Annotated in this window: 12 protein-coding genes; 5 read left to right on the plus strand and 7 right to left on the minus strand. The window is 76.0% G+C overall.

Going from position 1 to position 12877, the window contains the following annotated elements:
* Positions 1-74 precede the first annotated feature (74 nt).
* Together ACYX4T_RS00650 and ACYX4T_RS00655 are read left to right on the plus strand one after the other, a co-directional pair.
* On the plus strand, positions 75-2045 hold the full coding sequence (locus tag ACYX4T_RS00650) for an FAD/NAD(P)-binding protein (RefSeq protein ID WP_476012657.1): 1971 nt from the start codon (positions 75-77) through the stop codon (positions 2043-2045).
* 13 nt (positions 2046-2058) lie between these two features.
* The gene (locus tag ACYX4T_RS00655) at positions 2059-2901 is read left to right on the plus strand and encodes an alpha/beta fold hydrolase (RefSeq protein ID WP_476012658.1); all 843 of its coding nucleotides are present in this window, start codon (positions 2059-2061) and stop codon (positions 2899-2901) included.
* Between the two features lie 38 nt (positions 2902-2939).
* Here the strand turns inward: ACYX4T_RS00655 and ACYX4T_RS00660 are convergent, their stop codons facing one another.
* Positions 2940-3905, minus strand: coding sequence for a quinone oxidoreductase family protein (locus tag ACYX4T_RS00660; protein ID WP_476012659.1), 966 nt, complete (start codon positions 3903-3905; stop codon positions 2940-2942).
* 100 nt (positions 3906-4005) lie between these two features.
* On the opposite strand from ACYX4T_RS00660, the gene ACYX4T_RS00665 reads away from it, so the two are divergent.
* On the plus strand, positions 4006-4773 hold the full coding sequence (locus ACYX4T_RS00665; RefSeq protein ID WP_476012660.1) for an alpha/beta fold hydrolase: 768 nt from the start codon (positions 4006-4008) through the stop codon (positions 4771-4773).
* Between the two features lie 70 nt (positions 4774-4843).
* Positions 4844-5074 (plus strand): hypothetical protein, encoded by a 231-nt coding sequence (locus ACYX4T_RS00670; RefSeq protein WP_476012661.1) that lies wholly within the window; start codon positions 4844-4846, stop codon positions 5072-5074.
* Between the two features lie 99 nt (positions 5075-5173).
* On the opposite strand, the gene ACYX4T_RS00675 is transcribed toward ACYX4T_RS00670, so the two are convergent.
* The 6 genes from ACYX4T_RS00675 to ACYX4T_RS00700 are packed head-to-tail and all read right to left on the minus strand — an operon-like array spanning position 5174 to position 9801.
* Positions 5174-5956: an enoyl-CoA hydratase-related protein gene (locus tag ACYX4T_RS00675; RefSeq protein WP_476012662.1), complete on the minus strand. Its 783-nt coding sequence runs from the start codon at positions 5954-5956 to the stop codon at positions 5174-5176.
* 5 nt (positions 5957-5961) lie between these two features.
* On the minus strand, positions 5962-6987 hold the full coding sequence (locus ACYX4T_RS00680) for a zinc-binding alcohol dehydrogenase family protein (protein ID WP_476015151.1): 1026 nt from the start codon (positions 6985-6987) through the stop codon (positions 5962-5964).
* A 51-nt stretch (positions 6988-7038) separates the two neighbouring features.
* A complete protein-coding gene (locus tag ACYX4T_RS00685) occupies positions 7039-7482 on the minus strand; it encodes a dienelactone hydrolase family protein (RefSeq protein ID WP_476015152.1) in 444 nt (147 codons plus the stop codon).
* Positions 7483-7494: 12 nt separating this feature from the next.
* Complete coding sequence (locus ACYX4T_RS00690; protein WP_476012663.1) at positions 7495-7785, minus strand: dienelactone hydrolase family protein; 291 nt, start codon at positions 7783-7785, stop codon at positions 7495-7497.
* A gap of 11 nt (positions 7786-7796) precedes the next feature.
* Positions 7797-8594 carry a hypothetical protein gene (locus tag ACYX4T_RS00695; RefSeq protein ID WP_476012664.1) on the minus strand — a complete coding sequence of 266 codons (798 nt, stop codon included), beginning with the start codon at positions 8592-8594 and terminating at the stop codon, positions 7797-7799.
* 7 nt (positions 8595-8601) lie between these two features.
* On the minus strand, positions 8602-9801 hold the full coding sequence (locus ACYX4T_RS00700; RefSeq protein ID WP_476012665.1) for an MBL fold metallo-hydrolase: 1200 nt from the start codon (positions 9799-9801) through the stop codon (positions 8602-8604).
* A 152-nt stretch (positions 9802-9953) separates the two neighbouring features.
* Here ACYX4T_RS00700 and ACYX4T_RS00705 point away from each other — a divergent pair, with 152 nt between their 5' ends.
* Positions 9954-12857, plus strand: a complete 2904-nt coding sequence (locus ACYX4T_RS00705; protein WP_476012666.1) for an AfsR/SARP family transcriptional regulator — start codon at positions 9954-9956, stop codon at positions 12855-12857.
* The last annotated feature ends 20 nt before the right edge of the window (positions 12858-12877 follow it).

Genomic DNA, 12877 nt, shown 5'->3' on the forward strand with positions numbered 1-12877 from the left:
CGTTCGCGCCCCCGGGTGGTTGACCCTGCAGGAGCAGGGGCACTCACCCGGGGACGGCGCGGAGGAGCGGACTGGTGCCACGGTCGGTCGTGATCGTCGGGGGCGGCCCCCGCGGGACCGGTGTGCTCGAACGCCTGGCGGCCGGCGCGCCCGAGTTCCTGCCCCCGGGCGAGGTGCTCGACGTCCACCTCGTCGACCCCTACCCGCAGGGCGCGGGGCGCATCTGGCGCGAGGACCAGTCGGCGCTGCTGTGGATGAACTCCATGGCCGCCGACGTCACGATGTTCACTGACGACAGCGTGCGCTGCGAGGGGCCCATCGTGCCCGGCCCGTCGCTCTACGAGTGGGCCGTGGCGGTCCGCGACGGCGAGCTGGACGGCGAGACGGTCCCCGAGGGCCCGGTCGGCGACGAGCTGCGGGCCCTCGGGCCCGCGACGTTCGCCACCCGCCGCCTGCAGAGCCACTACCTCGACTTCGTGCTGCGCCGCGTCCTCGCGACCCTGCCGCCGCAGGTCCGGGTGCACCGGCACGACACCCGCGCGGTCGGGCTGCGCCGCGGCGCCCCGGACACGGTGCTCCTCGAGGGCGAGCCGGACGAGATCCCCGCCGACGTCCTGGTCCTCGCCTCGGGCCACCTCGACGCCGCGCCCACCGAGGACGAGGCGGCGCTGGCCGCGCACGCCGACGCGCGCGGGCTGCGCTACTTCCCGCCCGAGCAGACCACCGACTCCGACCTCGACCGCATCCCCGCCGGCGACACCGTCGTCGCCCGCGGGATGGGCCTGGCGTTCATCGACCTCGTGGTGCTGCTGTTCGAGGGCCGCGGCGGCCGGTTCCGTGACCGCGGCGACGGCACGCTGGACTACGAGCCCTCCGGCCGCGAGCCCGTCGTGCACGTCGGGTCCGGCCGCGGCGTGCCGTACCACGCCAAGACCGAGTACGCGCTGCGCGGACCGCGGCCCCCGCTGCCGCGCTTCCTCGGCCCCGACGAGATCGCCGCGTTCGTCCGGCGCGGCGACGTCGACCTGCGCCGCGACGTGTGGCCGCTCATGGCCAAGGAGGTCGGCTGGGCGTACTACCACGAGCTCTTCGCGGGCCACCCCGACCGCGTCCGCGGCGTCTGGGACGACTTCGCGCTGCGCTTCGCCGAGCTCGACTGGTACACGCCCGCGATGTGGGAGCTCGTCGCCGGGTTCGTCCCCGACCCCGCCGACCGGCTCGACTTCGAGCGCATGGACCGCCCGCTCGCCGACGTCTGCGAGTCCGACCTCGCGAGCCTGCAGGAGCGCCTGCGCGGCTACGTCCTCGACGACCTCGCGCGCCACGTCGACGACCGCCACACCGCCGAGCTCGGAGCGTTCGTCGGGCTGTTGAGCGTGTTCGCGCAGGTCGCGGAGCTCGCGGGGACGACGGCGCTGACGCCGCGCTCGCGCGCCCAGGACCTCGCGTGGTGGCAGAACTTCTTCAGCTCGCTCGCCAGCGGGCCGCCCGGGCCGCGCCTGCGCCAGCTGCTCGCGCTCTCGCGCGCCGGCCACGTCGTGTTCCTCGGCGCGGGCCTGCGCGTGGAGCCCGTCGACGACGGCTTCCGGGCCACCAGCGCGTCGCTCGACGGCATCGCCGTCACCGCACCGACGTTCGTCGAGGCGCGCCTGTCCTCGCCGAGCGTGAGCCGCAGCGACGACCCGATGCTCGCCGGCCTGCACGCCGAGGGCCTGCTCGACGAGGAGACCCTGCGCGAGGAGCACGCCGACGACGGGGGACAGGCCGTGCACGCCGCCGACGCCGCGGTCGCGCACTCCGGGGCGTCGGTGACGCTGCACAACACGGGCCTGGTGCGGGTGCGCGCGTCGGACTTCCGGCTCGTCGACGCCGAGGGCCGGCCGGACCCGTGCCGGTTCGCCATCGGGCCGCACACCAACATCCGGCTCCCCGGGGCGTTCACCCGCCCGAACACCAACGCCCTGAGCTTCCGCGCCAACGACGCCCTGGCCCGCGCGGCGCTCGACGTCCTCGCCGCCGGGCTCAGCCGCCGCCGCTCGGCCTGATGTGATGGGCCGCGTGGAGCTCCCCGCGCCCGTCCGCGTCACCCTGCCCGACATCACGCTCTCGGTGCTCGACGCCGGGAGCGGCCCGGCCGTCGTGCTCCTGCACGGCTTCCCCGACCGCGCGTCGCTGTGGCGGGCGCAGGCCGAGGCGCTCGTCGCCGCCGGGTACCGGGTGATCGCCCCGGACCTGCGCGGCTTCGGCGACAGCGACCGCCCCGACGACGTCGACGCCTACCGCATCCACCGCTCGGTGGCCGACGTGCTCGCCCTGCTCGACGAGCGCGGCGTCGAGCGGGCCGCGGTGGCCGGGCACGACTTCGGCTCGGTCGTCGGCTGGGCGCTCGCCCTGCGCAGCGACCGCGTCACGCGCTACGCGGCCCTGGCCGTCGGGCACCCCGAGGCGTTCCGGGCCGCGGGCCTCGAGCAGCGCGCCCTGTCCTGGTACATGCTCTGGTTCCGGTTCCCGGGAGTGGCCGAGGAGGTCCTGCCGGCCGACGACTGGGCGCTCCTCCGGCGCTGGCTGCACCGCGGCATCGACGACGAGCTCGTGCGGACCCAGATCGCCGACCTCGAACGGCCGGGCGCGCTGGTCGCGGGCCTGAACTGGTACCGCGCGAACATCGACCCGCGCACCTTCGTCGACGAGACCCCGCTCGGCCTGCCGCGGCTCACGATCCCGGTGCTGGGCATGCACGGCGAGGCGGACGTCGCGCTGGGCGAGGCCCAGATGAGCGGGTCGGCGCGCCACCTCGACGGCCCGTTCACCGACGTCACCGTCCCCGGCGGCGACCACTGGCTCCCCGCCCGCCACCCCACCACCGTCACCGACGCCCTGCTCGCCTTCCTCCGTTCGTGATCTTCTGAGCTCTAGCTCAGTAGAGCACGCACACGGGCCTACCGGGTGAAGACGATCTTGCCGGCCGTGACGCCGTCGAGCATCGACTGGAAGCCGTCCTTCGCGTCGGCCATCGGGAGCTCCTGGCCGATCTCCGGGCTGATGCCCGTGGCCGCCACGAAGTCGAGCAGGTCGCGCAGCTCGGCGAGCGTGCCCATCGTCGAGCCGACCAGGTTCTTCTGCAGGAAGAACATCTGCGCGAGCTCGGCGGGCGGCTGGTTGCCCGACGTCGCGCCCGAGCAGACGATCGTGCCGCCGGGCACCAGCGCGCGCACCGAGTGCTTCCAGGTCGCCTCGCCGACGGTCTCGAACACCGCCTGCACCTTGCCCGGCAGCTTCCCGTTCGACTCGAACACCTGGTGCGCGCCCAGCCGCAGCGCCAGCTCGCGCTTCTCGTCGGTGCGCCCGGTGACCCAGACCTGCATCCCGGCCGCGCGCCCGAGCTGGATCAGCGCCGTCGACACGCCACCCGACGCGCCCTGCACGAGCATCGTCTGCCCGCCGCGCAGGCCCGACTTGGTGAACAGCATGCGATAGGCGGTGAGCCACGCCGTCCCCATCACCGCGCCGGCGGTGGCGGTCATGCCCTCCGGGCGGGGCAGCGCGTTGCGCTTCGGGACCACGACGTAGTCGGCGAAGCTGCCCTGCGCCCACTCGGTGAGCATCTTGCGCTGGGGGTCGAGGGTCTCGTCGTCCTTCCAGTCCGGGTCGCCCATGAGCGAGTGCAGGACGACCGGGGTGCCGTCGTCGAGCGTCCCGGCGCCGTCGCAGCCGAGGATCATGGGGAACTGGTCGGGTTTGAGCCCCACGCCGCGCAGCGTCCACAGGTCGTGCATGTTGAGGCTCGCCGCCTCGACCTTCACCCGGACCCAGCCGTCCGGGACCTCGGGGTCGGGCCGCTCGCCCACCACGAGGGAGGCGATCGGGTCGTCGGCGTTGGGCTCGGAGGCGTAGACCGCGAACATGCCCCGCAACCTATCCGGGACGGCTCGCGGCACGCCCGATGAGTTCGGGCGCCGCGCGGAGTCGACTCCGGTGACGACACCCCGCACCGAGGAGACCCCCGTGACCGGCTCCACCGCCACCGGCGCCCGCGCACCCCTGCCCGGGCTCGACGTCTACTACGAGGACCACGGCTCCGGCGAGCCGCTCGTCCTGCTCCACGGCGGCGCGCAGACCCTCGACCTCAGCTTCGGCGCCCTCCTCCCGGCCCTCGTGCCGCACCGCCGGGTGGTCCCGGTCGAGCTCCAGGGCCACGGGCGCACGCCCGATCCCGCGGACCGCGAGATCACGCTCGCCCGGATGGCCGACGACGTCGTCGGGGTCCTGGACCACCTCGGGCTCGCGCGCGCCGACGTGCTCGGCTTCAGCTGGGGCGGGCTCGTCGCGCTGGAGACCGCGGTGCGCCACCCCGACCGCGTCGACCGGCTCGTGCTCGCGGCCGTCCACACCCGCAGGGACGGCTACCACCCCGAGATCCACGACCCGTCGACCTCCGCGACGTCCACGCGGATGCCCACCGAGGCCGAGTTCGGGGCGATGGTCGCGCAGTACGAGCGCTTCGGGCTCTCCACCTTCGAGCAGGTGGTCACGAAGCTCGACCCGATCGTCACCGCTGAGCAGAACTGGACGCCCGCGCAGCTCGCCGGGGTCCCGGCCCGGACGCTGGTGATGATCGGCGACCACGACTTCGTGCGCGTCGACCACGCCGTCGCGATGACCGACGCGATCCCCGACGCCGCGCTCGCCGTGCTGCCGCGCACGAGGCACACCGAGGTGGTCGGCCGGGTCGGGATCGTCGCGCCGATCCTCGAGGACTTCCTGGCCCGCTGACCGGCCGGCTGACCGGCCCGCTGACCGGCCCGCTGATGGGCGTCAGCGGCGCCCGCGTACCGTCGACGGCGTGCTGCGAGCCGTCGCGACCTGGTGGGACGGCGTCGAGCTGTGGCTGACCCAGCTCGACTTCGCCGTCCAGGTCGTCCTCGTCGTGGCCGTGGTCGGGCCCCTGTGCTGGGGCGCGGCCGCGGTCATCGACACCGTCGTCGAGCGCTCGGTGGCCGCGCGCCTCGAGGCCGCCGAGCGGCGCGCCCGGCGACGCGCGGACGCGGCCGCCCGGACGACCCCGGAGTCCTGACTCCCGTGGACCGGCGCACGGCCCGGATCTGGGTCTCGCTGACGTTGATCGCGCTGCTCGCGCTCGTGATCGTCGTCAACCTCGTCTGACGGACGGTCGCTACCCCTCCGGGACCCACGCGGGCGCGCGCTTCTCGGCGAACGCGGACATGCCCTCCTGCCCCTCCTCGGAGGCGAAGAACTCCGCGGACAGCGCGAGCATCGCCTCGAGGTCCTGGGCGAGGTGCTCGCCGCGGTCACGGCGCAGCATCGCCTTCGTCGCCGCGAGGGCGCGGGGGCCGCCGCGGGCGAGCATGTCGGTGTAGCGGGCGACCTCGGCGTCGAGGCCGTCGGCGTCCACCGCGCTGTTGACCAGCCCGATGGCGGCGGCGCGGTCGGCGTCGAAGGTCTCGCCGGTGAGCATCAGCTCGTGGGCCGCGCGGGGGAGCAGGCGGGGGAGCACGGTCGCCGAGATGACGGCGGGGACGACGCCGATGCGCACCTCGCTGAACGCGAACGTGGCCTCCCGCGCGGCGATGGCGATGTCGCAGGCGGACACCAGGCCGACCCCGCCGGCGCGCGCCGGGCCGGCCAGCCGGGCGACGACGGGCGTGTCGGAGTACCAGAGCGCGGTGAGGATCGCGGGGAACTCGTTGACGCCCTGGTCGGACGAGCCGGCGCCGCGGGACTCGCGCAGGTCCATGCCCGAGCAGAACACCGGGCCGGTGTGGGTGAGGACGATGACGCGCACGGCGTCGTCGTCGACGGCCGTGTCCAGGTGCGCGGACAGCTCCCGCCGCAACTGCGCGGAGAGGGCGTTGCGGTTGCGCGGCGAGTCGAGGGTGATCGTCGCCGTGCCGCCCGCGACGTCGAGGTGCACCAGTTCGTCGTGCTCGTCAGCCATGGCGGTCACTGTGGCACGGGCGGGACCGGGCGCCCGGCCCCCACCGGCCGCCACCGCAGGGGCCGGGGGAGCACGACGATCTTCCCCGTGGCCCGGTCGCCCTCCATGATCGAGTGGGCGTCGCGGATGCGCTCGATCGGGAACACCTGCCCGAGCGGGACGGTCGCGCGGCCCGCGGCGACGTCGTCGAGGAAGCCCTGCAGCACGGACGCGGGGAGATCGGCGGCCTCGCCGCCGTAGGCGGTCAGCCGGACCCCGCGCGGCAGGTGGTCGATGGGGGAGAAGTCGGGCACCGTCCACTCGTTCGACAGCATCCCGGCGAAGCACACGACGCCGTGGCGGCGGGTCGCGCGCAGGGTGTCGGGCAGCGTCGGGGTGCCGACGAGCTCGAGCGCGGTGTCGACGCCGTCGCCGAGCACGGCGTGGACCTGCGCGGCGACCTCCCCGTCGTCGACGAGCACGTGGTCGACGCCGAGCGCGCGCAACCGCTCACCCTTGGCCGCCGAACGGGTCGTCGCGAGGACGGTCAGGCCGCGGGCCTTGGCGAGCACCGCGGTCGCCATCCCCACCGACGACGTCCCCCCGCGGACGAGCAGCGACTGGCCGGGGCGCACGTCGAGCCCGTCGGTCAGCGCGCCGTGCGCGGTCTGCAGCATCTCGGGCACCGCGCCGATGGTCGGCCAGGGCAGGTCGCTGTAGAACGCGATGACCTGCGACGCCGGCACGCACGTGTACTCGGCGTAGCCGCCGTCGAAGGTGCGGCCCATCCCGCCCATCATCGTGACGACCTGCTGCCCCGGCACGAACTCGCCGCCCGGGCACACCGCGACCACGCCCGCCGCCTCGATGCCGGGCACGCGGGGGAACGTCACGCCCTCGGCGAGCCCGAGGCGGGTGTGCAGCTCGGAGCGGTTGATGCCGAACGCCTTGACCGCGATGAGCACCTGGCCGGGCTCGGGCTCCGGGACGATCAGGTCCTTGATCTGCAGGGCGGTCAGGTCGCCGGGCCCGCCGAGCACCACCGCGCGCATCCTCGCCACGGGGGCTGATCCTGCCGCCGAGCGCGGATCGCGGGAAGCGGCTCACACGCACTCGGCGAGCAGGCGCACGACGTCGTCCCACGCCCGCGCCGCGTGCCGCGCGTGGAAGGCGACGCCCGGCAGCACGGTCTGCCCGTACGACCCGTCGGCGGCGACCGAGCCGTCCGCGGTCGTCGGCGGGTGGTGGAAGGCGTGCTGCGCGCCGCCGTAGATCACGAGGCGCCAGTCGACGCCCGCCTCCGCCATTTCGGTGGTGAAGGCCTCGCGCTGCGCCGGCGCCTGGATCGGGTCCTCCGACCCGACGCCGGCCCACACCGGGCAGCGGATGTTCGCCGCCTCGCCGGGACGGCCCGTGATCAGCCCGTTGACCGTCGCGATCGCGCGCAGCGGGACGCCGGCGCGCCCCAGCTCCAGCCCGATCGCGCCGCCTGTGCCGTAGCCGATCGCGGCGACCCGGTCCGGGTCGGTGCGGGGCTCGGCGCGCAGGACGTCGAGCGCCTACCGCCCGATGTCGCGCAGCCGCTCGGGATCGCCGAGCAGCGGCATCACCCGCGCCAGCATCTCCTGCGGGTCGTCGAACCAGCGTCCGCCGTGGATGTCGAACGCCAGCGCGACGTACCCCAGCTCGGCGAGCGCGTCGGCCCGGCGGCGCTGGAACGCGTTGAGCCCCGGCCCCTCGGGCCCGATCAGGACCGCGGGACGCCGGTCGTCCCCGGCCGGCAGCGCGAGGTGGGACACCATCTCCAGCCCGTCGGCCGGGTGGGAGACCGAGCGGGTCGTCACCGTCATGGTCCGGGACGCTAGGGACCGGGCGCCCTGCTCGGGCCCGTGTTCGCGACCGGCGGACGCGGCGCCCCCCGGGACGGAGGTACCAGCGCCGCGATCCACGCCATCGCGGCGTCGACCGGCGTGCCCGGGCCGAACGCGCGGGTCGGGGCGTCGGTGTCGGGCGCGGGCACGGCCACGCCCACGGGCGCGCTCCACACCACACCCACGAGCTCGTGGTCGCGCCGGACCGCGGCCGTCACCGTCGGGACCATCGCCCCCCAGCCGACGACGACCAGCCGGGAATCGTTGCGGAGGCGGGCTGCGGTCCACGGCGTGCCCCCACCGAGGACGAGACAGTCGACGCCGTGGGCGAGCGCGGGGACCGCGAACCGTGCGTATCCGGCGGCGGCCGGCCATCCCTCGGGCAGCGGCACCACGGCGCACACGGTCCGGGAGGCGCCGACGAGGTACGCGTCGGTGCCGACGACCTCGACGGGGTGGGGGAGCAGCGGCACGGCCGCCCGGAACGCCGCGACCTGGGCGGCCCGGTCGCGGCGGTGGGACTCCTCGTCCGGACCGACGACGTGCGCGGCGAAGCCGTACGCCTCGGCGGCGGCGAGCAGGGCCCGTCGGGCCCCGGACACGTCGTCGGCCGCGAGGCGGTCGTCGGCACCCCTGAGCGCGCGGTCGCCCGCGGCGCGCCAGAACCGCGTCCACCCGTCCACGTCGCCGCTCGCGAGCCGGCCGGCGGCGGCCGCGACGGCAGCCGGGTCGGCGGCGCCGGGGTCGCCGAGCAGCTGGTCGAACGCGGGGTCGGGGTGCAGGCGCACGACCCGCTCACGGCAGCCGGAACGTCGGGCGGCCGGACGCGTCGGTGCCGGTCGGCCAGCCTTGCAGTCGGCAGTGGTTGAGCAGGGTCAGCTTGAGGAAGGTGCCGAACACCGGGAACTGCAGGCTCGCCTGGACCGCGATCACCGAGCGTGGCACGGCGTCGGCCAGGAGCTCGGCGTAGAGCTCGTCGATGCACAACCCCACCGGGTGCCGGCGCAGGACCGCCTCCACCGCCGCCGCGAACTCCCGGCAGGTGTCGAGGATCTGCGTCAGGCGGGCCCGGGCCTCGGCGCCGCGGACGGGCAGCATCGGCGAGTGCCCGGCGCCGATCCCGTCGACCAACCCCTCATCGATCAGGCTGATCGCCCGGGACGCGGTCGCCGCGGTGCGGCGGGGGTCCGCGTCGGTCCAGATCGGCAGCGCGGAGGTCTCGTCGGCGAGCACGAGGAAGCGGGCCCCGGGCAGGTGGTAGACGACGCCCCCGGCCGAGTGGCCCCCGGACTCCAGCACCTGCACCTCGGGGCGGCCCTGCTCGTCGGCGAAGGACCATCCGGTCCAGCGGGTGGACCCGATCGTGATCTCCCCGGCGGGGCCCCGCTCCTCGTAGTCGACCATCGTCGCGACGCTCGCGTGGATCGGGGGATAGGTGCGCAGGAGGACGTCGACGACGAGGGACGGCACGAGGTCGCGCAACGCGGGCTCGAGCCCGAGCGCGACAGCCCGCTTCCCGAGGTCGGCCACGTCGTCGGCGGCCAGGGTCGCCGGCGCCCCGAGCGCGCGCAGGAGGTCGGCGACGCGGTCGGGCTGCAGGTCCAGTCCCTCGAGGTAGTCGAACCAACCCACGCCCGAGCGGTACATGCGGGCGAAGAAGGCCGCGTGGTCGAGTGCGGGGCGTGCCGCGCGGGGGATGTGGTGGCGGCGGCGCGCGGCGGGGATCGCGCCGAGCACGTCGTTGTTGGCGAGGTGGTCGGGGTGCCCGTGACTGTTGAGCAGCAGCACCTCCTCGATCCCCCGGTGGCGGGCGGCCACCGCGCGGACGGCCGCCGCCTGCTCGGGACCGGCACCGGAGTCGAGCAGGTAGAGGCGCGGACCGCAGCGGTACACCGCGATGGTCGGGACGTCCGGATCGCCCCACAGCGTGTGCGGGTGGCGGCCCTCGACGAGCACCAGGTCCGGCGTGATCTCGTGCAGCGTTCCGACGGCCACGGCGGCCACCCCTCCCGGGCAGTGCGGACCCCGACGGTCGGAGGCTCTCCGATGCCGGTCTCACGGCGCTCTCACACCGACGGCCCCGAACGGGGGAGGCCTGGGCTCCGCACCGGACGCACCGGCCATGACCGGCACTACGGTGGCGAGCCGTGGAGTTTCGGGACCTCGGGCCGCTCCTGCTCGACGACGACGACGTCGTGCGCCCGCCCGGGGGAGCCCGGCTCTCCACGGTCCTCGCGGTCCTGCTCTCCCGTGTCGGTGAACCGGTCGGCACGGCCCCGCTCGTCGAGGCGATCTGGGGCGCCGAGCCGCCCGCGCGCGGCGGGAAGGTCCTGGAGTCGCACATCTGGAGGCTCCGCAAGGTCCTCGAACCCGACCGGGCAGCCCGCGTCGCGCCGAGCGTGCTGACCACCGACCCGGCCGGCTACCGACTCGAGGTCCCCGCCGGGCACCTCGACTCGCGACGACTGGCCGCCGCGAGCACCTCCTGCCGCGCCTGGCTGGGGGAGGGGCGCCACGACGAGGTCATCGCCACGAGCGAGCCTGCCCTGGGCCGGTGGCGCGGACCGTTCTGCGCCGACGTCGCCGACACCGGCTGGCTCGCGCCCGTGCGCGAGCGGTTCAGCGACCTCCGCCTCGACCTCGCCGAGCACCGCGCCGTCGCGCTGATGGCGGTCGGCCAGCCCGAGCGCGCCGCCCACGAGCTCGCCGCCCTCGTGGCCGAGCACCCCCTGCGGGAGCGGCTGTGGGAGCTGCGCATCCTCGGGCTGTACCGGTCCGGACGGCAGGCGGCCGCGCTGGCGGCCTTCGACCACGTCCGACGGATGCTCGCCGACGAGCTCGGGGTCGATCCGGGCCCGGACCTGGCCCGCCTGCACCACCGGATTCTCACCCACGACGACGAGCTGCGCCCCGAGGCCGCCCCGACGCCCGCCGGCGCCGCACGCGCCGTCGACCTGCGACTGCCGGGTCGGCGGCGGAGCATGGTCGGCCGGGAGGAGGACCGGGCGCGCCTCGAGCCGCGTCTCGCCCCGCAGGCCCTCGTGACGCTCGTCGGGCCCGGGGGCGTCGGCAAGACGCGGCTGGCCACCGAGATCGTCGCGGCGACGCGCGACCGGTTCCCCGACGGCGTCTGGTTCGTCGACCTCGCCCCGGTGTCCGACGCCGTCGCCGTCGCCGTCGCCGTCGCCGTCGCCGAGGCGCTGGCCCTCACGCCCGTCGCCGACACGCCGGCAGAGCAGCTGGTCCGCACCCACCTCGCCGCGCGGCGGGCCCTCCTCGTCCTGGACAACTGCGAGCACGTGCTGCCGGGCGCGGGCGCGTTCGTCGACGGGCTGCTCGACGCCTGTCCCGGGACGGCCGTCCTGGCCACGAGTCGCGAGCCCCTCGAGGTGCCCGGCGAGCACCGACACCAGCTGGAGCCCCTGGCCGTGCCCGACCCCGACGCCCCGCCGGCCGAGCTCGCTCGCGCCGCCGCCGTCCGCCTGTTCCTCGAGCGGGCGGCCGACACCCGCCCCGACCTCGACCCGACCGGGCCGGACGGGCCGGCGCTGCGCCGCATCTGCGCCGCGGTCGGCGGCCTGCCGCTGGGCATCGAGCTGGCGGCGGCTCGCTCGCGGACCTTCGAGCTGACCGAGATCGCCGACAGTCTCGAGCGCTCGCCCGCACACCTCTCCCGCAGCGGACCCGGTCCGGACCGCCACGCCACCCTGCTCGCGACCGTGGAGTGGAGCTACCGGCTCGCGGGGCCGGACGAGCAGGTCCTGCACCGCCGGCTCGCGGTCGTCGCCGGACCCGTCACCGTCGAGGCGGCCGCCGCGCTGTGCTCGATCGAGCCGCTGCACCCCGACCAGGCGCTCGACCTGCTCGGCGGCCTGGCGCACCGGTCCCTCGTCACCGCGGTCCGGCCGGAGGTGGCGGGCCGGGCGACGACGTTCCGGCAGCTCGAACCGATCCGCGCCCACGCCGACCGGCTCCTCGACGCGACCGAGCGGGCGGCGGTCGCCGCGGCGCGGGACCGGTGGGTCCTCGACCGCGTGCTCGCCGGGCCGCTGCCGGGTGCGGCCGGCCAGCCCGCGTACTACGACCGGCTCGACGACGACCTCGCCTCGGTCCGCGCCTGCCTGCGCGCCCTGCTCGTAGACCGTCCCGCTCCGGCCGGGGCCACGCTCGCGGCCCGCCTCGTCGTCTACTGGCACGACCGCGAGCGGCTCGTGGAGCTCGCTCGTTGGGCGGAGGCCGCGGGGGCGGCTGCCGCGACGCTGACCGGCCTCGACGCGGCGGTGCTCACCGCCGTGCGCGGGTGCGCCGCGGCCCTGGGTCGCGACGTCGACGCGGCTGACCGGGACCTCGCCGCGGCCGTGCCGGTGCTCCGCGCGGCGCCGCCGGACCGGGCTGCGGAGGCGGCGCGGGTGCTGCTCGTCGCCGCGGTCTGCGCCTGGAGCGGCGACGCCTCGGCGTGGGCGACCACCGCCGCCGCGGCCGCGGTGACGGTCGCCGACGAGGCGGGCGACGCCCACACCGCCCTCGCGGGGCGTGCGGTCCTCGCCGCCTCCGCCCTGCTCGAGGGCGAGGTCGAGCGCGCCATGGCGCTCGCCGATGCGGTGCTCGCGGACAACGCGGCGATCGGCAACCAGCTCGGTGCGCTGTTCGCCGAGGTCACCCACTCGATCGCCGCGCAGTTCGCCGGCGACGGCGTCGCGGGCCTGCGGTACGCCGACGCGGTCCTGCGCACGCAGCTGCGCCTCGGCACCCGCAACTTCGCCGACTCGGTCGAGTCGCGGGGTACGCACCTGATGAACGCCGGCCAGCTCGGCGAGGCGGCCCGCGCCTACGCGGCGTCCTCGGAGCTCAGCACGCGTCAGGGTCGCGACTGGCCCTGGCACCCCGGCACCGAGGCGCGGCTGGCGGCGTTGCGCGCGGAGCTGGGGCCCCGGGAGTTCGCGCGCCACTGGGAGAGCGGGCAGCGCACCGGCAGGCTCGACCCCGCCGCGCTCGTCTCCGCCCTCGTCCTGGACGAGACACCGTCGCCTCGGGCCGCCCGCGCGCTGTGAGCGGTGTGCGAGCCCGGTGA

The organism is Actinomycetospora sp. ABD4_176, assembly GCF_056311855.1.

Coding starts and splice junctions, on each gene's coding strand:
- ACYX4T_RS00660 (WP_476012659.1), bottom strand. CDS start 3,905: ATGTTCGCGGTCTACGCCTCCGAGCCCAACGCCGACGACCCGATCGCC.
- ACYX4T_RS00675 (WP_476012662.1), bottom strand. CDS start 5,956: ATGGCTGACGAGCACGACGAACTGGTGCACCTCGACGTCGCGGGCGGC.
- ACYX4T_RS00680 (WP_476015151.1), bottom strand. CDS start 6,987: ATGCGCGCGGTGGTGCTCGGCGGGCCCGGCGACCTGACCGCCCTGCAG.
- ACYX4T_RS00690 (WP_476012663.1), bottom strand. CDS start 7,785: ATGACGGTGACGACCCGCTCGGTCTCCCACCCGGCCGACGGGCTGGAG.